Genomic DNA, 21,884 nt, shown 5'->3' with positions numbered 1-21,884 from the left:
CTATTATTACTAAAATGTTATATCGCCACACCAAGGAGCAACATGCATACCTATCGCTATACAGCATTAGATCAGCTAGGCCGCAAGCAAAGTGGCCAGGTAAACGCACAGGGGCTACCCGAGGCCCGTACACAACTGCGAAATAAATCTCTTTATATTTTAGATGTTAGCCCCCCGCTTAACTTTCTTAACCCCTTTAGTGTATTAGGAGCGATAGTGGGTAAGCTTAGCCCGGGGCAATATTTTAGCGCCTCTGATAGCGAAAAAGTCATACTGTTTCGCCAGCTAGCCTTGATGCTGCGCTCGGGAAACACGCTAACACAAGGCTTGGAAGTCTGTGCGGAAATGACAGAAAAACGCTCCCTCAGCCATAGCTTGCTAGATGTTCTTATTCGTATCCGTAGCGGAAGCAGCTTTGCCTCAGCACTGGAAGAGCAAGGTAGCGCTTTTCCACCTGTCGTATCTAAGCTCATTGCCTCCGCCGAAGTGTCGGGAGAGTTACAGGCAACACTGGAGCGACTAGCCGACAACTTAGAGCGCAATGCTGCTGTTAAACGCCAACTAATGTCTAGTTTGGCTTATCCCACTGTTTTGTTCCTTGCCGCTTTTGGTGTTTTTATGGGCCTGGCTCTGGGCATCGTGCCTAAATTTGCCAAAATGCTTGAAGGTAAATCACAAAATTTACCCGCAATCACACAAGCCATGCTTGATACCTCTGCATGGATGATCGACTACGGCGCATGGCTGGGTGGATCATTACTGGGGGGAGTTCTTGCCATTCTGGTTGCCTATACTACGCAGCCCGGCAAAGCCGTCATTGACCGTGTTTTACTGCGCATGCCAATCATTGGTTCAAGCATTCGAACATCAGGCATGGCACAGCTAGGCTGGACAATGTCAATGCTGCTCAGCAGTGGTTTAACCGTACTTGAATCTCTGCGCGTAATGAGCAGCATTACGAACAACCTCCGACTAGCTCAATGCTTTGAAAAAGCAGGGAGCGATATTTTGACTGGGCGCAGCCTAACCTATGGCCTACAACAACCTCACATACCCGTTATGGTGCAACACATGACGGGGATAGGAGAGCGCAGTGGTGAGCTAGAACATGTAATGAGCGAGATTGGAAAGTATTACCAACACAATGCTGAAATACGCATTAAAGCCATGATCGCCATGATAGAACCAGCCATGACACTCGTTGTTGGTGGCATGGTTGCTTTTGTTTATATCGGCTTTTTCAAAGCCATGATGCAAGTGTCAGCAGGTTAGGAGCCAACGTATGAATTTATCACTAAAAAAGACCCCATCGGATTTAAACCAGCTCTCGTTTACTAACACCAATAACGGCTTGGCTGACGACACTAATATTAACGACCTTCATGATGATCTTAGTGCTCCGTTATTTCTTAATCGCACATTGATGACTGCGATCGAGCAAGGGGTCTCGGATATTCACTTTGAGCCGTACGCAGATCATTACCGCATTCGTTTTCGTACCGATGGCTTAATGCAAGATATAGCAGACATGCCAAAAGGCTTTGGACATTTATTGTCGGCACGCTTAAAAGTGGTTGCTGGATTAGATATCTCCGAGCAGCGTATCGCGCAGGGCGGCCGCTTTAAAGTGGTGTTGGGCGAGCAAAACAGCAGTGGGTTTGATTTCCGTTGTTCTGTTATTCCAACCCTGCATGGCGAAACCATCGTATTACGTTTGCTATACCTTCCTGAAAATCTATTACAACTTAACTTACTTGGCCTTGAGGGTTCCCAAATCCCTGCGGTTCAAAGTGCTATAGCACGCCAACAAGGAATGGTGTTGGTTACAGGGCCAACCGGCAGTGGAAAAACCGTTAGTCTGTATACCTTAATTAAACAGATTAACCGCCAGCCTCGCTCTATTTATACTGTTGAAGATCCAGTAGAAATTGACCTAAATGGCATTAACCAAATCAGTATCTCTGAGCGAATCAGTTTTGCCGAAGCCGCTCGCACTATTTTACGACAAGACCCCGACGTCATCATGCTTGGTGAGATGCGAGACCAAACCACGCTGGATACTGCGATTAAAGCAGCCCACACCGGGCATTTAGTGCTGTCTACACTGCACGCCACTACCGCCCCCAAAGCCATTCCTCGCTTAAGGAACCTTGGGATAGATGCTTACAACATATCCTCGACTGTTACGTTAATCATTAGCCAGCGCTTACTCAGACGGCTAGACCCTGAAACACGCGAAGAAGTGATTGTTCCAAAAGCCAAACTCCTAGCGTTAGGGTTTAGAGAGGATGAACTGGCTAATTTAACACTTTACCGTGCACAGGCAGAAGGCCAGTACACAGGCTATAAAGGGCGCATCGGTATATTTCAAGTAATGCCAATCACCCAACATCTCGCACAGCTTATTGGCGAAGATGCCAGCGATGCGGAGTTATCCGATTATTTAACAAAAAATAACATTCAAGACCTTCGCCGCAGCGCTTTAAATAAAGTGAAAGCGGGTATCACAGATATAGAAGAAGTAGAACGTGTACTCGGGCTTTTAGAACCCGATGAACACCTGCTGCCCTCTCCACAGATAAACGCCACTAAACAGCATGTCAGCGAAGAAGAGGCATTAGTATGAACACGAGAAAAAACACTCAGGCTGGCTTTACACTGATAGAGCTTTTAGTCGTCATATCGGTACTGGCTGCCATGGCCGGCATTGCCGTTACTGCGATTGATAGCTACGACGGTGAAGCACGTGACCAATTAGCTAGAGTCGAAATGAACAATATCGCTAATGCAGTTTATCGCTTTAAACAAGATACAGGCTACTTTCCACAAGAGGGTGTATTTAACTCAACAGATTCTGTTGCCCATGACAGTAACTTTGATTTTCTCTTTAGCTCACCTCAAAGCAGTAACGTTGACATCCTACCTTGGCAAGCCGATGTAGCTCGTGGATGGAACGGGCCTTACTTAACAACAACATCTCAGCAACGCCTGCATTTTGCAGAAGGAGCCCCCTTAAGCAGCGATTGCGACCTCGTTTCTGTAGATATGACCTCCACCTTTATTGCACTCGAAGACACTTATGAACGTGCCCGTGAATATAGCAATACTGATAACTGTTTTGCCATCCACAACAAAGGGCAATGGGTTCCCCGTGCAGCAGCAGGAATGCCCTACCAATACCGGTTAGATTACTTTGAAGCTGGCAATCCCGACTGCCCTGCTGTTACTGATAACTGTATTGCTCTCATCAGTGCGGGTAAAGACAGTATCTATAATAACGGAGATGATCTGGTCACTATTTTGAGGAAAAACGGATGAGCAATAACACTCGCCGACAAGAGCGCGGCTTCACTTTATTAGAATTGATTGTAGTGATTGCACTTCTAGGATTAGTCTCCTCACTAGCGACTGATTTTATGGTGAGCGAAACCAACCAGCAACGCTATGAAACTACTCAGCAACGTATGGAAAAAATCCGCTATGCCATCATTGGCGATGTATCACGTACGTTAAATGGACAACCCATATTTAGTGGCTTTATAGCAGACACCAAAACTGTACCCGCTTATCTTATCCAACTCACTCAACAAGAATATTGTTCTGATGGATCAAACAGTACCTCAAGTGACTGCACAACCGCAGGTAATACATGGGAAACCCAAGCAGCTAGCTGGAAAGGGCCATACCTATCCGATAGCGATTTGCTGGATGGTTGGGGCAATGCATTGTCTTATTTGAATGCAAGCGGAGGAAGTGTAAGTGCGGGTGACAATATTGTTATTGCTTCTTTAGGACTGGATCAAACCAGTGGGACAACCTCATCTGAGCCTGCTGATGTTATCTATGAAGAAGACCAAGATTTAGCCATTCCTGCAAGCCACTACGAGGGAGCAGAAATCACTCTTAATCTCACAAATAATACAGGAGAACTGGACGGGAAATTTTGTTTATCCAGCACTGCTCTCTCATCTGATGTGGATTTAAACTCAGCTCCAACATCTATTACGCCTTCTCTTGGAGGCAAAGTTGTCCTAACTGTTCAAAAGAAAATAGGAGCAGCAGCAACAGATTGTAGTTCAACAGAATTGACAGGGTTTACCTATACAGCGAATGCGGTATATGTTCACAGCCTGCTCGATAGTGGTATCCCTGAGATAAGTATTACGATAGATCCTTAAACTAGGTTTTATTAACAAGCTTTAATCTGCAGTACTTTGCCTTCCCACAAGTCGGAAACCGTAAACAACACTGGCGCATCGATTGCGCCAGTTGCTCTAGCCTATTTTGCCTCAGCACCGTTGCTCCTACTGCCGCTATAAATCCCAAAGCCAACACCCAGCTACTTTGCAACATAAAAGCCAGAACCAGTGCGTAACCAGAATAAAAATTCAGTACTTTAATCAGTAAAAATTCCATTTCTATTGACCCCTAAAGATGTCATTTCATTTTCAGTATAGACAAAGAACGCGAAACCCCACGCTTTCCCAACACGGTTTTATTTAATGCATCTAGGAATCGCCAGCCCTATAAAATGTATTGAAAATATACTTTATGAACATTATTATAATAAAATGTATTTAATAAACATCAATTAAAGCAACATTAAGGAACCTCCGTGACTCCATCATCTATCGCCATTGTTAAACAAACTGTCCCTATTATTGCAGCGCAAGGTAACGCTATAACTAAGCAGTTTTACACGTTACTTTTTGAAGAAAATCCTCAGCTTAAGCATGTTTTTAATATGGCCAATCAGGCCAGCGGAAAACAACAATCATCACTCGCGTCGGCTATTCTTGGTTACGCGGCTAATATTGATAAATTGGAAACACTAGGGTCCGTTGTTGAGCGCATTGCAGCTAAGCATTTCAGCCTAGACATACAACCAGAGCATTACCCTATTGTCGGTAGAAACTTACTAAAATCTATTCGAGAAGTTCTCGGAGAAGATGTAGCAACTGATGAAGTCATCTCCGCATGGAGCGAGGCGTACGGCCGTTTAGCAGACATTTTAATAGGCGTAGAAAAAAATCTTTATGAATCCGCCGCTGATAAAGGTTGGGACGGATTTAAAGCGTTTAAGGTCGATCGTAAAGTCAATCAAAGCAGTGAAATTACTTCTTTTTACTTAACACCTCTAGATGGAAAACCATTACCAGAATTTCAACCAGGACAGTACTTAAGCGTAGAAGTGAAATCTGATCGTTTCCCTTTTACAGAATTGCGTCAATACAGCCTTTCTGATTCATACAGCAAAGATTACTATCGAATTTCTGTTAAAAAAGAACCTGCACCGGATGAAACCTCACCTCATGGTTTAGTCTCTAACTATTTACATACTGATGTAAAAGTAGGAGACACCTTGCAAGTACATGTTCCAGGCGGTGACTTTTATTTGAAGAGCACAGATAAGCCCTTGGTGCTGATCAGTGGTGGTGTGGGTATAACGCCCTTACTCAGCATGCTAAATTATTTAGTTAAACGGGGAGATAAACGCCCCATTACTTGGTTACATGGCACGCGTAATAAAACGACACATGCATTCAGAGAGCATCTAAATATGCTCAATGCTGACCTACCCAATTTAACAAAAGTTGTATGCTACGAAGATACTGATAATGCGGAACTAGGCCTAGATTACGACCATACCGGTTACATCACTACCGGTATGCTAAGTGATTTGTGCCCCAAAACAGCCGAGTACTATTTCTGTGGGCCCATGCCTTTTATGAAAGCTATTTACCAACAACTAAAACAACTCCACATTAATGAAGAGCAACTTCATTATGAAATATTTGGACCGAACGAAGCGCTCTAAAAAGCATTAGTTTACTTAGCAGGTACCTCAGGGCAGCAAAATTAACGCTGCCCTGATGATGCATTTTGGCGATTAGACACTTGCCCTGCCAAAAACACGGCAAAGGGAACGCAATACGTCAGTAAGGCAGGAATCACTCGTAGTTCTGTCTCCCCTAAGAGCGCATCATACTGATTAATCACCAGCAGCACTGTGCCCACCAATGCAGCAACTTTAAACGCTTTGAGCAGCATCAGCCTGCTCATCTTTACGCTCCCGGACCACAGTCAAGACAACCCTTTACAGCTTCTGGCCCCAGTCTCAGTGTGGCATTTAAATCCCTTAACGCTGTGCGTAAACCTTCTTCAATAACTGGGTGGTAGAAAGGCATCTCAAGCATGTCTTTGATAGTAAGTCTTTGCTGCAAAGCCCACGCGAGTAGATGGCCTATATGCTCTGCTGCTGGGCCAAACATTTCAGCACCGAGTAATAATCCAGAACCATGTTCAGCGTATACCTTCATTATGCCTTTGTTTTTACCCATTACTCGGCTACGTCCCTGCCCTTCAAAGCTGACTTCTCCAACGGCATAAGTATTCTTATAGCGTTCCTCTAGTTGGGTGAGGTTTAAGCCTATATTTGCAATTTGTGGTTCGGTGAAAACAACACCAAGGAAAGCTCGTCTGCGTCCAGCACGTACCTGGGGATAACGTCCGGCATTGCCTCCAGCAATACGGCCTTCGTCTGCTGCTTCATGCAAAAGTGTTAGTTTGTTATTCACATCGCCAGCAATAAATATATGATCAGGCGTCGCCTGCATGCTGTAGTGATCAAACACTGGCACACCTCGCTGATCCAGCTTTACCGTCGTATTTTCTAATCCCAATTTATCCACATTAGGTTTTCTGCCAGTAGCGGCTAATAAGTAAGAGAAAAACTCCGTTACTTCTTCTCCCGATTTATCCAGATAGACGACTTCAACGCCATCGTATTTTTTTCGAATATTACTTACCTGAGCTTTAGTATCTAAGTAAAATTCTTCATTAAATGTTTTCTCTGCATATTCTCTAATCTCAGGATCACTAATAGTGGCGACAGAGCCTCCACGGCCAAAGACTTTAACTTTTACACCCAACCGGCTCAGTGCTTGCCCTAGCTCTAGTCCAATCACGCCGGGACCAAATACAGCAACGGATTCTGGTAAATCGCTCAGCTCAAAAATATCATCATTGGTCAGTAATCGGTCGCCCGCTTCTGCAAATAATGGTGGATAGACAGGTGTAGACCCTGTTGCAATGACAATACGATCTGCTGTGATTTCAGTATGATCATCGATTATCAAGGTATGATCATCTTTAAACGTCGCATAGCCTCTGATTTTATGGGCCGCATCAAATGCGTCCACATCTTCTTGAACGAAACCCACAAAACGGTCACGCTCACGCTGTATTCTCGTCATCACAGCTTTACCATCAACCTTAACTTGCCCCGTAGTTATGCCAAAAAGCTCTGTATGTTGAGAATGATGAGCAGCCTCTGCAGCAGCTATCAATAATTTACTCGGCATACAACCCACTCGTGCGCACGTTGTCCCATATTCAGCGCCCTCGATAAGCACTAGATTATCGGTATGTTCTCTTGCGGCACGATATGCCCCCATTCCCGCTGTGCCAGTACCTATGATTGCAACGTCAACGTGTCTTTTATTCATGATTAAATCCCTTCGTTTTCTCTTAAGCTGTTTCTAGCGATGGTATTAACATTAATTAAGCACTTTGTGCCGACTGTTGAGCATAACCACGAAGGAAGTGGTTAATATCAGATGATTCATACAACCAAAGGTGCTTTCCATTCTCTTTTTCAATCAGTAAGCAAGGGACCTGTGGTTTACCACCACCTTTAATGAGTGCTGCCCGATGCTGTGGTTGTCTTTGAACATCTCTTTGTTCAATTTCAACACCCGTTTGCTGGATTACTTTGCGAGTTGCAGCACAAAATGGGCAGCTTTGGTAATGGTAAAGCGAAAGTGATTTGATGTTTTCTTGTGTAGCCATAATAGAATCTCGTTCTTGTTAATTAGATTGAGGTCTATTATCCAGTTCTACTTTGAACAGAATATGCTGTAATGTCTGAATAAATTGTCATTTTGACCACCGAGGCTACAAGGTATAGATAATATGGAGAACACGGCCAATATGGATGCATTAGCTGATGTATTGAAAGCAATTCGCCTTAGCGCCAATACTTACTTTTGTAGTGATTTTAGTGCGCCTTGGGGAATGGAGATCGAAGCAAGCCAACAAGGTATGTTCCATATCGTCGTCGAGAATTCTTGCTGGTTACAACATGTAAAAGAAGAAGGCCCACCACTGCAGCTCTTAACAGGAGACATTGTCGCCTTCCCTACGGGCGGAGCTCATTGGATTAGCGATACACCAGAAAGTCCAAGACAGCCAGGCTCCGATGTTGTTAAAAATATCCTCAATGGTAGTAATCCATTTCAACCCAAAGAAGAAGATAACAGTATAGAAAACATCAGTGTTATAAAAACCAGTACAAGAAAGAAAAGCCCAGCCACCACCTTATTATGTGGCTCGTTTAGTTACGACTCTTCGATGGACCATCCTTTTGTAAAAGATCTGCCATGTTTTATTCATATAAAAGCATCTGAAACACCCGAACTTGCTTGGTTAAGGTCCTTAGTCACTGTCCTTGCTAATGAGTCCCGTCTACCATCTCCAGGCTCGACAGTGATGGTAGACCGCTTAACAGAAGTCTTGTTCATTCAGTTAATGCGCACTTATATGACAAGTTCATCGAGTGATGTGGGATATATCGCGGCCCTTGCAGACGTGCAAATTGGTTCAGCATTAAATTTGATCCATTCAGAAACGAAAGCCTACTGGAACGTTGAACGACTCGGCGAAGCCGTTTCCTTATCAAGAACGTCGTTTACAGAAAAATTCTCTCGAATGGTCGGTATGCCGCCCAAAACATACCTCATCAATTGGCGCATGCAAAAAGCAAAAGTCCAGCTTCAACAGACAGATACAGCTATGATTGACATTGCAGAAACGGCAGGTTATTCATCAGAGGCGGCCTTTAGCAAAGCATTTAAGCACTATTATAACCACCCTCCTGGGCAAGCTCGCCGACACAGCCTCTAGTAGCTTCCAAGGAAAGATCTACTCATAATAAATGTTGTTTGTTACTCTTAAAATATAATAACATTAGGACAGTCTAATATTATTATGTTTTAAGGACAGTACGTATGAAGCAAACCATGTTCCAAGAAAAGTATCCTGTATTTTTCCTAGAAGTCAGTAAAGAAGAATGTCGCTTTGGCCGATTTGAAGACGTTGTCAATTACTTCGAAGACTGCGTTAAGCAGCACCCAAAAGCGAGTTACATTGCCACCTTTGATCACTATGCGCATACGGACGCATTAGAAGAAGGAGAAATATCTGAAGATATTCTGGCTGCAAAAAACGTAGTGTTTTGCTTTGGCCTCAAACTGCCTAATGCGTTAGTGATGGCAGTAAGGCCCCGCTCTTTTGGCATAACAGAGTATTCTGACAAGTATATCGTCAGTTTTCTTGAAGCCCCCATGCCCTTTGCAAACAAAGCAATGGAAGAGTGGTCGCGCGCTTTACGCAAATAACTACAACGACCGAATAAGCAGCTTTGCTGTTTCTTTTGCTTTTATGGCTGCTTTTCGATCTCCCTGAACATGTGCCAATGTAATCGCGCCTTCTTTCAATAAACACAATGCATCTGTAGCAGTGCTAATGCGAGATACATCAACGTGGGTTGTCCGAACCAAAGACTCAATTATGCAAGCAACACTTTGCTTATGTTTTGCACACTGTTGATGTAAAGGGTGTGTGAGATCACCAAACTCAGCACTTACATTGATAAAAAAACAGCCATGAAAGGCGAACAAAGCCTCAACCCGATCATTAAACCAATCGTCTAACGCATCGAATAACGCTTCAACTTTTGCCATTCCTGAATCAGCCGAATCTAACCTTTCTTTAAGCCAGTCGCAAAAGCACTGGTCACGATAAACCAGTACCGCAAGCACTAACTCTTCTTTCCCGGTGAAGTGGTGGTACAAGGTTTTTTTTGCCACACCAGATTCTGCTAATATTTCGTTAATACCTACCGCATGAACACCCTTTTGATAAAAAAGACTGAAAGCAGTACTAATAAGCTGAAGGCGTTTACTCGACATAAAAGACTATTCCTCAAAAAATAACATTGACACGAGTAGACCGGCTTGTCTACCATTCGATAAAGTAGACAAGTTAGTCTACTTTATTATTTTCTGATAACCAGAACAAGCTTTAGACCCACCGTAAAAGCCGAGTATCAACAACAGTATGGAGAACGATATGTTTACTTTATTAGAAAAAATCAAAGGGGATAGTGCGGCGTTACCTCCCAAACATCCGATAAAGAATATTGTGCTCGCAGGTTTAGGGGGTGTCATCGCTATTGCTGTACTGGCAGGTCTTGCTGAAAACTTGGAAGCAGCACTCGTCCTTGGCTCATTCGGTGCCTCTTGTGTGTTGGTGTTTGGGTTCCCCGATGCTCCTTTTTCACAACCACGAAATGTCATTGGTGGGCATTTTTTAAGTACATTGATCGGTCTAATCTTTTTAACGCTTTGCGGGCCAACATGGTGGTCTGTTGCATTGGCAGCCGGTACAGCTATTGCCGTAATGATGGCAACAAGAACCGTTCACCCACCAGCAGGATCAAACCCTGTGATCGTATTTTTATTACAACCCAGTTGGGAGTTTTTATTACTACCTACCTTAAGTGGTTCTCTTATACTGGTGGTTGTTGCCTTGCTTTATAACAACCTTAGCAGAAGCACAAACTATCCTAAGTATTGGTAGCTGCAACCACTGCTATGGGCTTGTTTTCTACTTGTTTAATAAACAAGGCTAAGACAATTAAGACCATAGCGGTCATTTCCAACCGGTCTATGCCTTCACCGAGTAAAACAGCTCCCGTTAGCAAAGCGATGACTAACTCAAGCGTTCCTGTTAATGCATTTTTGTCTGCACATGATCTTGGAGCCCCCACCATAAAGAGCATCTGAGGAATTGCTGCAGCCAACAATGCTATGCCTAATATCGACAATAAACCGATGAACGAAACCGGTAATACTTGTACAGGCGACGCCCATATAGCTATGGGTAGAAGAACAATTATATGACCAATCGTCATCCAGGCCATTCTATTCATGGTAGGAATACGCCTTTTAGGATTGGACAGATACTGCACTTGAGTGGCGACCACTAAAGGCGCTAAAAAGCAGGCTGCAACAGAAAGCAGTGAATCAGCAGGAAGGATTTCAGGCCTAACCGTTAAAGACGCGGCAATAGCAACCAACGCCGCCGAAACCAGAGCATTTTGTGATGGAATTCGTTTAAAAATAATCCAGCCAATAAATACACTAAACACGGGATACGTATAGTAAATCAGGATAGCAGTAGCCGCAGGAAGCGTGTTCAATGCATGAAAATAACCAAAAATTGAAATACCGCTCGCGATCCCCAATACCAACGTTCGCAGCGCTTCATTCCAGTGTGCTCGAGGTGTGCGTAGAAAAAAAGAAAAGAATACCGCAGGCAAAATAAATCGGTACAAACTGACCATCTCAGCACCAAAACCTTCTTTAAATAGAAGTTGTGCAAAAAATGGATTTAGCCCATAAAAAAAAGCAGCCATAAGCACTAAATACTGGCCATTTATCATTGGTTTCATTATCACGTTAACTTTATTCCTTTCGTTAGGCAGGAAGAATAACCATCAACTGATTAACAAAATAATGAATAATTCTATATATTGATTAATACTATGCATGTATAAGGCAGTTTTTTATGAGGGTAATACATGAGATTAGATATCAGACACTGGGAGATGCTAAAAGCCATTAACGAATCGGGTACATTAAGGCAAGCCGCTCATGCGTTAGGAATCACTCAGCCTGCACTAAGTCACCGTCTCGCCGAGGCAGAAAGACGCCTCGGCGGTTTATTATTTGAAAGAGAAGGACGCAAACTCAAAGAGACATCTGCAGGACGTGCAATGACACAAACGGCAAACCAAGTTATACCGATTCTTCAACGTGCTGAGTTTGATTTTCAGCGAACGGTTGATAATGAGACTACCGTCGTTCGTTTTGGTGTTGCCGCCTATAGCTGCTACCACTGGTTACCCTCTTTCTTAAAATACATGGCGAAAAAGGAACCCCGCATTCAATTAGAGCTGGTTGCCTCCGCAACCCAATACCCTTTGCAAAACCTTCAAGAAGGCGCGGTCGATGTGGTGTTAGCACCCGGGCATTTGATAGTGCCGGGCATCGACTCCATTCCAGTCTTTGAAGATGAACTTGTTTTAGTCACTCACTTAGCTCATGAGCTAGTAACAAAACCTTATATTGAAGCAGCTGATTTAGAAAGCGAACAGTACCTCACTTATAGTAAATCCGCCCAACCGGGATTTGAATATGAACGTTTTATTCGCCCTTCTGGCACTGCACCTCATTTGGTAACTATTGTTGAGGTAACAGACGCCATTATTGAGCTAATATCAGCAGGATTTGGCGTGAGTATTCTTTCACGCTGGGCGATTCAGTCAGCTATTAAAAACGAAAATGTTTCAGTTATTCAGGTCAGCAAAAGTAGGCTTGACCTAAGTTGGTCTGCACTCGTTCGCGAATCAGAGCCTGCCACGTCTGCGGCAAGAACATTATCAAAAAGGCTGGCTGAGTGGTTTTAGCGAGTGATGGCACTCATGAGTATATACGCGCCCAAAAGAAAAAGAGAGATGAAAAGTACGCGTTTAAAGAGCTGCTCAGATAAGTTTATGCGTACCTTCTTACCCAATATCATTCCAATAATGGCAGGCATTAACGCTAACGCTGAATACATACCTAACTCACCAGATAAGAGACCATTACCTTTCATTGATACCGCCAGTGCAACTGTCGACGTGGTAAACAACATTCCCATCGCTTGAATTAATACATCGCGCGTTAATCCAATCGCTTGCAAGTACATAACACCAGGAATTACAAAAGAGCCCGTCATACCCGTGAGTATACCGTTCAAAGCCCCCATCAATGGGCCAACCCACACTTCTTGCCGTTTACTCATGGCAAATTTAAAACCGGCTAGATTCACCACTGAGTATGCAATCAATAATCCGCCAAGTAACATTGATAAAAGAGTCATCTCTATCTGACTCAGCAGCAGACCACCCAACCACACCATTACAGTTGCCATAAATAAAAATGGCCATACTCGCAACAACGCCTCTGTTGCATGACCTCCAACAAAGGCCTGCCATACATTGGTAAAAAAAGAAGGTATCAACAGCAAAGCCATGGCTGTCGGCATATCAATAGCGACAGTCAATAGTGCAAGACTTACCGTAGGAAGACCTAAGCCGGTTATACCTTTCACTGTGCCAGCGATAAGAAACGTGACAAAAATAAGAGAGATAGTTAAAACGTCAAACATATTACAACGCTAGTAATCACAAAAACTCATTCACGAATGATAAGAGAAAATAGAAAATTGCTTTAACCAGCAGACCAAAAAAGCTGGTCATCCTGTGGTGCGGCACCTACAAGTGTCACCGTGTCATTTATCTCTTGCCCCCACTGGTCAGTACCTGTGTAAGAGATCTCACCTTTACGTGTTACTGCATTACTCCAATAGTTATCCTCTCCCGCTGAAGGCAAATACAAGACATCATCGTCAGAAATACTACGTGTAATCACAAGCTCAGCATTAGCTGAGCCAAAGGAAACATTTACTGGGTTAAAGAGCACAAGAGCAAACTCTTCCATGGCCTCTACTACCTTATCGGCAACAATCTCAATACCAACCACCGCCGATGTCTGTCCTGCACTTATACTGACGACACCACTGGTGTGAATATAGTCTTGTCCTGCTTGAGCACTCATTGCTCTGGTAACATAACTAGCAGAGATGTCTGTTGAAAATGGGGAGTCGATTTCTAAGTAAAAATAATTAATATGATTAGAATTCCCTTCTAATGGAGTGTCTATTTCTTGAGAGCGGTTAATAGGAGCGGCAACGGTATCAGAAACTGTCAACCCAAGGGCTTCTGAGGTACTAATCACACCATCAGCAAAAGCCAACCATTCAATGTTTGTTAACTGATCTATTCCTTCATCGGTTAACAAGCTATTTACGAAAATTTGGTCCGCTACTTTATCAATTTGATAGTCACTTAATAGTCCATCATAAATAGCGGTATCTGAACCCGACTGCCCATCTATTTGGTCACTTCCTTTCCCCCCAACCAGAACATTGTCTAATGCATTTCCTATCAGCGTATCATCACCGTTTCCACCTAGCGCATTTTCAATCTCAACACCGTATGCGATAGATAGGTTATTATCACCTGTATAAAAACGATCACCGTAAGTCGTAATAAAGTCGCGTAATGTTCCTTGGATATAACCCGCATGAGATGCGTACTTAGCACTCAGCGATTGCAAATACTCTTCTGCTGTATAATGCCCGATAGAAGAAAAAGTACCTGCATTTAAATTTATGATGCTTGCATTAGATTGTGACGAAGCATCTAAGGTATCCACGCCTCCTGCATCCCAAATCGATTGGTGAAAAACCATTCCATCAGACCAGGTGTAAACCGTATCACCCGCCCGAGTACTTGTATTAGCTCCATACAATGCTTGTGCCGCTGCAATATCGAACAACATTGGCATTGGCGTGTATACGGTGCGTGTTTCCCAAGATAGAGTACCAAACGGGTCAGTTTTAGCCTCAACTATCAAGCTTTGATTTAATCGACTGTCGCTAGTAGACATGATGCTATGAAGCATTGAGTCCTTACCTGCGGGTAACGTATCCGGATGACCTAAACCGATTGCATGGCCAATTTCGTGCACCAAGACTCGAAATTCATAGCTACCTTTAGCAAAGGTGCTATTGATTGAATCAGAGTCGATCCAAATATCACCCGCTATCGGCTGATTAGATGCAGAGGGGTAATACGCCCAGCCAGCAGCCGCCTCCATTCCCGTGAAAGCTACTCGAATCTGTCCTTCTTGATTAGGCTCAATGACAAGTGCAAAATCGACATCAAGCACATCACCCCATACTGCGATAGCCTGTGTAAATGCTGCAGCTTGCTTTTCATTAAAGAGAGCATAGCGCCGGTCATCAGGCTCGCCGGTATATGCCCATTGGCTTGTTACCGTAGGAAAACTGTACGTAATTTCATTTCCGGTCCAGCGTGTACCCAAACCAAATGAATCCAGATAAGTCGTAGGGATGTCTGCCACAATAATTCTCTTTACAATTTATGCACTTGCTCTATGACTACAATAGTACGATAAAGGTCATAAGGGTAATAAAATACTGACATTTGCTCGCTCACTAAAAGGAACTACCTTGAATCCCGTGAAAAAATTCTCCACTCTCATACAACTTGTTCAATTTATGCTGCCCTACCGAAAATACTGGATAGGTGCCATGATCGCTTTATTGTGCACGGCGGGGGTTACACTGGCGATTGGTCAGGGAGTGAAGCTTGTAATAGATAATGGTTTTATTGCTGGCTCAATTGAGCAGCTAAATCAATCTATTTTCATACTAATAGGGATGTCGTTATTAATGGCATTTGGCACCTTCATTCGTTTTTATCTCGTTTCATGGTTAGGCGAGCGAGTAACTGCCGATATTCGCCAAGCTGTATTTGATAACATCATCAATTTACATACGAGTTACTTTGAAAAGAATCGCAGTGGCGAGATCATGTCGCGCCTCACTACCGACACCACGCTACTCCAGTCCATCATCGGTAGCTCTTTTTCAATGGCATTACGCAGTATAGTCACCACAAGCGGCGCTTTAGTGATGCTTTTTATTACCAATGTAAAGCTTAGCCTGATTATCGTAGCCGGTGTTCCCCTTATCTTATTACCCATATTGCTATTTGGGCGCCGTGTAAGGCAGCTTGCCAGAAAGAGCCAAGACTCGATTGCTGACGTTGGCACTTATGCTGGCGAAGCCATTCAACAGATAAAAACCGTACAAAGCTATAACCAAGAAAGTTACGAAAGTACCAGCTTTGCTAAAGAAGTCGATAACGCTTTCAGTATTGCTAAGCATCGTATTAGCCAGCGTGCACTGTTAATGGCAACCGTGATTATATTAGTGTTCGGCGCATTATCTGGCATGCTATGGGTAGGCGGCTACGATGTTATTTCTGGTGTAATGACTGGCGGAGAACTTGGCGCATTTGTGTTTTATGCGCTTATTGTGGCAATGGGTACTGGCACATTATCCGAAGTCTACGGCGAGCTTCAACGAGCTGTCGGTGCTACCGAGCGATTAATGGAATTGCTGCATGCAAAAAACGAAATACTAGCCCCAGAAAGCCCGCAAGATGCGCAGCACTTAAAAGCCAGCTTAGACTTACAAAATGTCACTTTTAACTACCCTTCTCGCCCAGATAAACCCGCCTTATCCGACTTCAGCCTAACGATACCTGAAGGTAAAGTCACCGCGTTAGTAGGGCCATCAGGTGCGGGGAAATCGACTGTATTCGAATTACTATTGCGCTTTTACGACCCAAGCCTTGGCCAGATATGCTTTGATACAACTGACCTTCGCCAACTCGATCCACACCAATTACGCCAACAGATGGCAGTGGTTGCACAACAGCCTGCGCTGTTTACCAGCAATGTGTTGGAAAACATCCGCTACGGTAAACAAAATGCCTCTGAAGAAGAGGTTATCGCTGCCGCTAAAGCCGCTCACATTCACGACTTTATCGAACAACTGCCCAATCAATACTATAGCGATTTAGGCGAAAAAGGGGTGAGATTATCCGGGGGGCAGAAGCAGCGTATCACTATCGCCCGGGCAATCTTGAAGAATCCTCGAATATTATTGCTTGATGAAGCCACCAGCGCACTCGATTCCGAGAGTGAAGGCGCTATTCAAATGGCGCTACATAATTTAATGCAAGGGCGTACTACTGTGATTATTGCCCATCGTTTATCAACCATCATTCATGCTGATAATATTGCCGTAATGAATAATGGCCAAGTCGTTGCACAAGGAAAACATGCAGACTTATTACTCCAATCAGACCTTTATTCAAAATTAGCAGCAAGACAGTTTAAAGAGCTATAAAATGCGTACTCAATAATCGCGGGAATTGCCGATGATAAACAACAGTCAAAAAATTAAGGTTTTTCGTGAATCCATTCCATCATTCGCCTGCAAGCCCGGATGCCATGATTGTTGTGGGCCCGTAACAGCATCGTCTGAAGAGGTATCTCGCTTACCGATGAAAAGCGATGCGGAGCATGATGAAGCGCTGGCCGAATTCAATTGCCCTTATTTGGGTAAGAATGGCTGTGAAGTTTATGATGAACGCCCTTTAATTTGCAGGCTATTCGGCACAACCCCAAGTTTGCCATGCCCAAATTCTTGCGCGCCAACACAGATGACTGATCCAAAGATAGAGCGCCAAGTACTGAAGTTTCATAAAGAAACACGTCAAGTTTTGTTATAAAAGGAGTTCTCTCATGCCGCAGACAATTGGATTTGATGTTTACGGGACGCTAGTAGACCCAGTGGACATGGGTTCCCATTTAGAAGCGCTCATTGGCGACAGAGGAAAAGAGTTTGGTCAGTTATGGCATGACAAAAAAGTAGAGTATGCATTTCGACGTGGATTAATGGAGCAATACGAAAACTTTGGAGTATGCACGCATCAAGCATTACGTTATTGCATGATGGTATTTAACATCGACTTATCTGAAAAAGCCCAACAACAGCTCCTAGCTGAGTTCAGTAACCTGGAAGCGTTTTCTGACGTAATTCCAGGGCTCATATCATTAAGAAAACAAGGCCATACCCTAGCAGCATTTTCTAATGGTCCTGAGGTTGCCGTGCGCGCACTGATGACCACATCAGGAATTTTATCGCAGCTAGATGATGTTATTAGTGTGGATGACATAAAGACCTTTAAACCAAGCCCTCTTGTTTATAAGCATCTTATGCGTAAAACAAAATCTGACATTGATAGCTGTTGGATGGTCTCAAGCAACCCTTGGGATGTGATCGGTGCAAAGGCTGCGGGAATGAAAGCAGCGTGGATTCAAAGAGACGCTACTAAGATATTTGATCCATGGGATATTAAGCCAGATATCGTCGTAACAGATCTCCTTGAATTAGCTGAGCAGTTCAACACTTAACCACTCAGCTTTTTCATTGATCACCAGAAACATTCATTACGCCAACAACATGTGACTATCAACTAGTAAGCCAATAGTTACTTTGAGTATAAATTTTATTCTTAGCATCTGCCGCAGGAAGAGACTGCTTGAATGCCTCCCTGCTTGATAAGCGCTGATAATAAGCGGCTACCTTGGGAAAGGCTTCGATATCTGTAAATAAACGTCCTACATGAAGGCTGTATCCAACACCTACATCTGCAGCAGAAAACCCGCTAGCCAGTAAATAATCACGATCTTGAAGTTGTCTTTCCAGAACTTCTATCGCTTTCTCTAAACGTCGAGTTTCTAATTTTTGCACGGTAGCTGAACGCAAAAGCGGATCACTGATAGCAATAGCTTGCTGAGTCAAACTTGCTGCATGCACAGTAATCGTTTCTGCATAATGTACCCACTGTAGCCACTCGGGCCGTTCTTTATGCCCGAGCCCTCGCCATAACGAACCACTGTCGTAAGTTTCACAAAGGTATTCTGCGATTGCACCACTCTCAAATAATGTTAACTCTCCATCGACCAAACAAGGCACTCGCCCAAGCGGATGGTGGCTTAAATAATCATCAGTTCGTAAAGCACGTCCAAACGAAAAAGTTTCTACCTCAACATCAAGTTTGAGTTCATGAATTAACCATAAAGAACGCATCGAGCGAGCTTCATGACAATGGAATAATTTTAGTACCATTTTCATTATCCTTTGTGAAACGAAAGATGTTTTTCTTCTTTATTTACTCGGGGTTCTGCAATCCAAGCATTTCATTATAGCGACCTTCTCAGAAATGCTGTCCGCTAACTTGTTTTCTTAATAGAAATGTAACAATAATACTGCACACTCATCTGGTATATACCAGTCGTATTTTAAAAAATGAGAACAAAACAATGCATCCTTTTATTCAACAAATCAGCCAACTTTTTGCCGCACAAGGTCACCACTCCTACGGTGAGGATATAACTCAAACAGAACATGCCGTGCAGTGCGCTGAACTAGCCATTCTGGCTCAAGAATCAGATGACCTAATCTGTGCGGCACTGCTACATGATATAGGGCACTTAATATCAACCACTGATATTGCTTATGGAAACTATAAGCATGATTCCGTAGGTGCTATTTTTTTAAGTAAACATTTTGGACCCAGTGTTACCGAGCCCATTCGCTTACATGCTCAAGCTAAACGTTATTTATGCAGTGTAGAACCTGGCTACCTAGACAGTTTATCCGCAGCATCTCTGGACTCTTTTAATCACCAAGGTGGTTTAATGAACGACATAGAAAAACATCAGTTTATTAACGAAAGCTATGCAAAACAATCGCTTAAGCTTCGTCGCTGGGATGATGAAGGTAAAATACAGGAGTTGAGTCAACAATCATTTGATACTTACTTACCCCACCTTAACGCTTCCTTTATTAAAGCCGAATGTGACGTTTTATAGGTCAACGCCAATTAGGATGACGAGACAATAATGAACAATACTAATATTAACGAATTAAAAGAACGCTTTATTCAGCAAGGCTTTATTGTGCTTCCGCAAGCGCTTAGCCATACAGATACAGCCACCCTAGAACAAGTAAGCCAAGCGCTTAATAAGCGATCGCAAGAGCTACTAAAAGCAGTAAAGGATGATAATCAAAACCTAAGTGATTTCTATCGAGAAAATCTATCTGAACTGATAGCAGTTCCTGAGTTTGATAATGATCAGAAGGTCTGTCGGTACGAATACATTAAAGGCTATAGTCAACCTGTTAGGGATATTATAATCCCCAAACTACAACAGATGATTCATAAATTGACAGGCACTGATTTTGTTTTATTCAAAGACAAATGCAATGCCAAGAATCCGGGTGGCGGTGCATTTGAGCCGCACCAAGATATTATTGCATATGATCAGTTCGCACCGGCATATCATGTGACGGCTGCGATCTTCTTAGACGATGCAACTATGGAGAATGGCTGCCTATTTTTTCCTGAGAATTACCAGCATGAACTAGCTAGCTTAAGAACTCGTAGAGTCACTACTCCAGTTGGCGATTTACCCGTGTTACCAAGTTATGAAGGAGGAAAAGCACACGGTAACATCCGACAAGAAATTTGTGACCAGATAAACTGGGTGCCCATCACTGCAAAGGCGGGTGATGTCGTCTTGTTCGATTCATATGTGCCTCACTGTTCCAAGAAAAATGATTCTCTACTCACACGCAGAGCGATGTTTTTCACTTTTAATCCACTCATTGATGGAGATTTTTATGAAGCCTACTACACCATGAAACACCAAGAATTCGACAACCCAAAATTTCATATTGCAACACCTACTGCTCATAGGAAAAGCGTGCTCTAACACGATCCTTTTATGGGAAACCCAAATCCAGAGCACTTATTTAATGCTAACAGGTGCTCTTTCAAAAATATCATAACCACGTTACTTATCACCATTAATTCGTTTGGTTATCTCATACAAACGAGTTAATCCTTGTAGCGCCATGGGTAACACCAAAGCAGCCTGCACAAACTCCCATGAGTAAGTAACAATAGTAAAAATAGTACCGGCAGATATGTTGGGTATAACTGCTGCCAACCATAGATTGGCAACGATAAAACCAGTGACCGATAAAAAAATCAGGCCATACAGAACCGCTTCCCGATCAGAGAGCTTCACTTCCCAGCGAAACAATAGGTTGAGATGTTTACCCAAACATGCATGATTTCCACGAGCGAGCAAGGTTACTTGACGTTCAGTCTGGTTATTTAATGCCTGATTGAGTCGTAAAAATGAGTGATGATAAAAACTATAGAGTAGTAACATTATCAGTGTCATACCCGCAGCATTCATGGCAAGTATTGACCCGAAAGACGCCAATATTACCAATGAAATAATGACTTGAGTGATACCGGTGATCAACTCGGGAACATCATCCTCTAGAAAGCTGACGAGTTCTCGTGACATGTCGAGCCTCGCACTACGTATAGACACATTTAGAGATACATTACGCTGATCAAACTCTAACCCAAGTGAATGCATTCATTTTTCATTTACCTGAACAATAACCTTTAGTGCATCATGCAACCAATATTCTCGGTCGTATTCAAGAAATACGCCGCTCTTATCTAATGTGAGACGTTGCATATAAAGACCAGCACTACCGGAATTGACTCCCAGAGCGTCGGCCTCATCTCCCGTTAGAGCCTGAGGGAATATCTCGATGTTTCGCTGCCCAGGGACAAGGTTGTACTTCTCCCGCAATAACTGCCAGATAGAAAGGTCCGTATCTTGATCAAGTAATCCCGGACAGCTTTTAGGATTGATGTAGTTATGCTCAACAACAACACAACGATGATCAATAGAACGCCTCCGTAATACATAATAAATAGAAGAGCCTTCTGCTAAGCCACTAATTTCAGTCAACCAGTCCGGTACTTCAATGAGAAATTTACTGAGCGTTTCGGTCCCAGGAGTAAGCCCCTGCTCTGTCACGTTATTGTAAAAACCGATATCTAAGCTGGGGTCATATGTCAGACGTCGTGGGGTTATATACCAGCCACGCCTGTTAGAGCGAAAAATTCTCCCCTCCGCTTCCAGTTGACCTAAAGCCTGACGAATAGTCACCCGAGTGGTATTAAAATGTTTTGCCAATTCACGCTCAGCAGGCAATCTCTCCTGGCTACCTAACTGATTTTTCTGAATCCACTGCCAGAGCTGGTCCCGTACCTGTAGATATACAGGCGTGTCACTGCGTTGCATTGGCCCAGTTCCTAGCTCAGATATTTGAATTCA

Annotated in this window: 25 protein-coding genes; 14 read left to right on the top strand and 11 right to left on the bottom strand. The window is 43.3% G+C overall.

The features are described from left to right. Positions 1-42 precede the first annotated feature (42 nt). Genes QZZ55_RS02005 through QZZ55_RS01990 form a run of 4 tightly spaced genes read left to right on the top strand, consistent with a single transcriptional unit; the run spans position 43 to position 4,178 of the window. Positions 43-1,272 (top strand): type II secretion system F family protein, encoded by a 1,230-nt coding sequence (locus QZZ55_RS02005; protein WP_293264775.1) that lies wholly within the window; start codon positions 43-45, stop codon positions 1,270-1,272. A gap of 10 nt (positions 1,273-1,282) precedes the next feature. Beyond that, complete coding sequence (locus tag QZZ55_RS02000) at positions 1,283-2,626, top strand: ATPase, T2SS/T4P/T4SS family (protein WP_293264773.1); 1,344 nt, start codon at positions 1,283-1,285, stop codon at positions 2,624-2,626. Beyond that, positions 2,623-3,318, top strand: coding sequence for a prepilin-type N-terminal cleavage/methylation domain-containing protein (locus QZZ55_RS01995; RefSeq protein WP_293264771.1), 696 nt, complete (start codon positions 2,623-2,625; stop codon positions 3,316-3,318). Before QZZ55_RS02000 ends, QZZ55_RS01995 begins: the two co-directional genes overlap by 4 nt. Further along, a complete protein-coding gene (locus QZZ55_RS01990) occupies positions 3,315-4,178 on the top strand; it encodes a prepilin-type N-terminal cleavage/methylation domain-containing protein (RefSeq protein WP_293264769.1) in 864 nt (287 codons plus the stop codon). The genes QZZ55_RS01995 and QZZ55_RS01990 overlap by 4 nt, the downstream gene beginning before the upstream one ends. 1 nt (position 4,179) lies before the next feature. Here QZZ55_RS01990 and QZZ55_RS01985 read toward each other — a convergent pair whose 3' ends face one another. Next, on the bottom strand, positions 4,180-4,416 hold the full coding sequence (locus QZZ55_RS01985) for a hypothetical protein (protein ID WP_293264767.1): 237 nt from the start codon (positions 4,414-4,416) through the stop codon (positions 4,180-4,182). A 199-nt stretch (positions 4,417-4,615) separates the two neighbouring features. Between QZZ55_RS01985 and hmpA the strand changes: the two genes are divergently transcribed. Then, positions 4,616-5,818 carry an NO-inducible flavohemoprotein gene (gene hmpA, locus QZZ55_RS01980; protein ID WP_293264765.1) on the top strand — a complete coding sequence of 401 codons (1,203 nt, stop codon included), beginning with the start codon at positions 4,616-4,618 and terminating at the stop codon, positions 5,816-5,818. A gap of 41 nt (positions 5,819-5,859) precedes the next feature. Here the strand turns inward: hmpA and nrtS are convergent, their stop codons facing one another. The 3 genes from nrtS to QZZ55_RS01965 are packed head-to-tail and all read right to left on the bottom strand — an operon-like array spanning position 5,860 to position 7,851. After that, positions 5,860-6,063 (bottom strand): nitrate/nitrite transporter NrtS, encoded by a 204-nt coding sequence (gene nrtS, locus QZZ55_RS01975; RefSeq protein ID WP_293264763.1) that lies wholly within the window; start codon positions 6,061-6,063, stop codon positions 5,860-5,862. Positions 6,064-6,065: 2 nt separating this feature from the next. Next, a complete protein-coding gene (locus QZZ55_RS01970; RefSeq protein ID WP_293264761.1) occupies positions 6,066-7,508 on the bottom strand; it encodes a dihydrolipoyl dehydrogenase in 1,443 nt (480 codons plus the stop codon). Between the two features lie 55 nt (positions 7,509-7,563). After that, entirely contained in the window at positions 7,564-7,851 is a 288-nt protein-coding gene (locus tag QZZ55_RS01965) for a glutaredoxin (RefSeq protein WP_293264759.1), read from the bottom strand. Positions 7,852-7,974: 123 nt separating this feature from the next. Here QZZ55_RS01965 and QZZ55_RS01960 point away from each other — a divergent pair, with 123 nt between their 5' ends. Then, positions 7,975-8,964, top strand: a complete 990-nt coding sequence (locus QZZ55_RS01960) for an AraC family transcriptional regulator (RefSeq protein ID WP_293264757.1) — start codon at positions 7,975-7,977, stop codon at positions 8,962-8,964. Positions 8,965-9,068: 104 nt separating this feature from the next. Further along, positions 9,069-9,458 (top strand): DUF6858 family protein, encoded by a 390-nt coding sequence (locus QZZ55_RS01955; protein WP_293264755.1) that lies wholly within the window; start codon positions 9,069-9,071, stop codon positions 9,456-9,458. Here the strand turns inward: QZZ55_RS01955 and QZZ55_RS01950 are convergent, their stop codons facing one another. Beyond that, positions 9,459-10,031 carry a TetR/AcrR family transcriptional regulator gene (locus QZZ55_RS01950; RefSeq protein ID WP_293264753.1) on the bottom strand — a complete coding sequence of 191 codons (573 nt, stop codon included), beginning with the start codon at positions 10,029-10,031 and terminating at the stop codon, positions 9,459-9,461. Between the two features lie 160 nt (positions 10,032-10,191). On the opposite strand from QZZ55_RS01950, the gene QZZ55_RS01945 reads away from it, so the two are divergent. Continuing rightward, entirely contained in the window at positions 10,192-10,701 is a 510-nt protein-coding gene (locus QZZ55_RS01945; RefSeq protein ID WP_293264751.1) for an HPP family protein, read from the top strand. On the opposite strand, the gene QZZ55_RS01940 is transcribed toward QZZ55_RS01945, so the two are convergent. Further along, entirely contained in the window at positions 10,688-11,575 is an 888-nt protein-coding gene (locus tag QZZ55_RS01940; protein WP_293264749.1) for a DMT family transporter, read from the bottom strand. The genes QZZ55_RS01945 and QZZ55_RS01940 overlap by 14 nt on opposite strands. 129 nt (positions 11,576-11,704) lie before the next feature. Here QZZ55_RS01940 and QZZ55_RS01935 point away from each other — a divergent pair, with 129 nt between their 5' ends. Beyond that, entirely contained in the window at positions 11,705-12,592 is an 888-nt protein-coding gene (locus tag QZZ55_RS01935) for a LysR family transcriptional regulator (RefSeq protein ID WP_293264747.1), read from the top strand. Here the strand turns inward: QZZ55_RS01935 and QZZ55_RS01930 are convergent. Beyond that, positions 12,589-13,335, bottom strand: a complete 747-nt coding sequence (locus tag QZZ55_RS01930) for a sulfite exporter TauE/SafE family protein (RefSeq protein WP_293264745.1) — start codon at positions 13,333-13,335, stop codon at positions 12,589-12,591. The two genes, QZZ55_RS01935 and QZZ55_RS01930, sit on opposite strands and share 4 nt — an antisense overlap. Before the next feature lie 62 nt (positions 13,336-13,397). After that, positions 13,398-15,155 (bottom strand): M10 family metallopeptidase C-terminal domain-containing protein, encoded by a 1,758-nt coding sequence (locus QZZ55_RS01925; RefSeq protein WP_293264743.1) that lies wholly within the window; start codon positions 15,153-15,155, stop codon positions 13,398-13,400. Between the two features lie 118 nt (positions 15,156-15,273). On the opposite strand from QZZ55_RS01925, the gene QZZ55_RS01920 reads away from it, so the two are divergent. Genes QZZ55_RS01920 through QZZ55_RS01910 form a run of 3 tightly spaced genes read left to right on the top strand, consistent with a single transcriptional unit; the run spans position 15,274 to position 18,083 of the window. Continuing rightward, positions 15,274-17,013, top strand: coding sequence for an ABC transporter transmembrane domain-containing protein (locus QZZ55_RS01920; RefSeq protein WP_293264941.1), 1,740 nt, complete (start codon positions 15,274-15,276; stop codon positions 17,011-17,013). A gap of 31 nt (positions 17,014-17,044) precedes the next feature. After that, positions 17,045-17,398 (top strand): YkgJ family cysteine cluster protein, encoded by a 354-nt coding sequence (locus QZZ55_RS01915; RefSeq protein WP_293264741.1) that lies wholly within the window; start codon positions 17,045-17,047, stop codon positions 17,396-17,398. 13 nt (positions 17,399-17,411) lie between these two features. Beyond that, positions 17,412-18,083: a haloacid dehalogenase type II gene (locus QZZ55_RS01910; protein ID WP_293264739.1), complete on the top strand. Its 672-nt coding sequence runs from the start codon at positions 17,412-17,414 to the stop codon at positions 18,081-18,083. Between the two features lie 58 nt (positions 18,084-18,141). Here the strand turns inward: QZZ55_RS01910 and QZZ55_RS01905 are convergent, their stop codons facing one another. After that, positions 18,142-18,801 (bottom strand): glutathione S-transferase family protein, encoded by a 660-nt coding sequence (locus QZZ55_RS01905; RefSeq protein ID WP_293264737.1) that lies wholly within the window; start codon positions 18,799-18,801, stop codon positions 18,142-18,144. 194 nt (positions 18,802-18,995) lie between these two features. Between QZZ55_RS01905 and QZZ55_RS01900 the strand changes: the two genes are divergently transcribed. Together QZZ55_RS01900 and QZZ55_RS01895 are read left to right on the top strand one after the other, a co-directional pair. Then, a complete protein-coding gene (locus QZZ55_RS01900; RefSeq protein ID WP_293264735.1) occupies positions 18,996-19,547 on the top strand; it encodes an HD domain-containing protein in 552 nt (183 codons plus the stop codon). 30 nt (positions 19,548-19,577) lie between these two features. Continuing rightward, complete coding sequence (locus QZZ55_RS01895) at positions 19,578-20,450, top strand: phytanoyl-CoA dioxygenase family protein (RefSeq protein ID WP_293264733.1); 873 nt, start codon at positions 19,578-19,580, stop codon at positions 20,448-20,450. Positions 20,451-20,531: 81 nt separating this feature from the next. Here the strand turns inward: QZZ55_RS01895 and QZZ55_RS01890 are convergent, their stop codons facing one another. Then, the gene (locus QZZ55_RS01890) at positions 20,532-21,131 is read right to left on the bottom strand and encodes an ABC transporter six-transmembrane domain-containing protein (protein WP_293264731.1); all 600 of its coding nucleotides are present in this window, start codon (positions 21,129-21,131) and stop codon (positions 20,532-20,534) included. Further along, positions 21,132-21,851 (bottom strand): UTRA domain-containing protein, encoded by a 720-nt coding sequence (locus QZZ55_RS01885; RefSeq protein ID WP_293264729.1) that lies wholly within the window; start codon positions 21,849-21,851, stop codon positions 21,132-21,134. It lies immediately after the preceding gene. Positions 21,852-21,884: the final 33 nt, after the last annotated feature.

It is taken from the genome of Neptunomonas sp. (assembly GCF_016744175.1).
GTDB lineage: Bacteria > Pseudomonadota > Gammaproteobacteria > Pseudomonadales > Balneatricaceae > Neptunomonas.
Note: the sequence above shows the minus strand (reverse complement) of the source record. Positions and strands in the feature narration are given on the sequence as shown.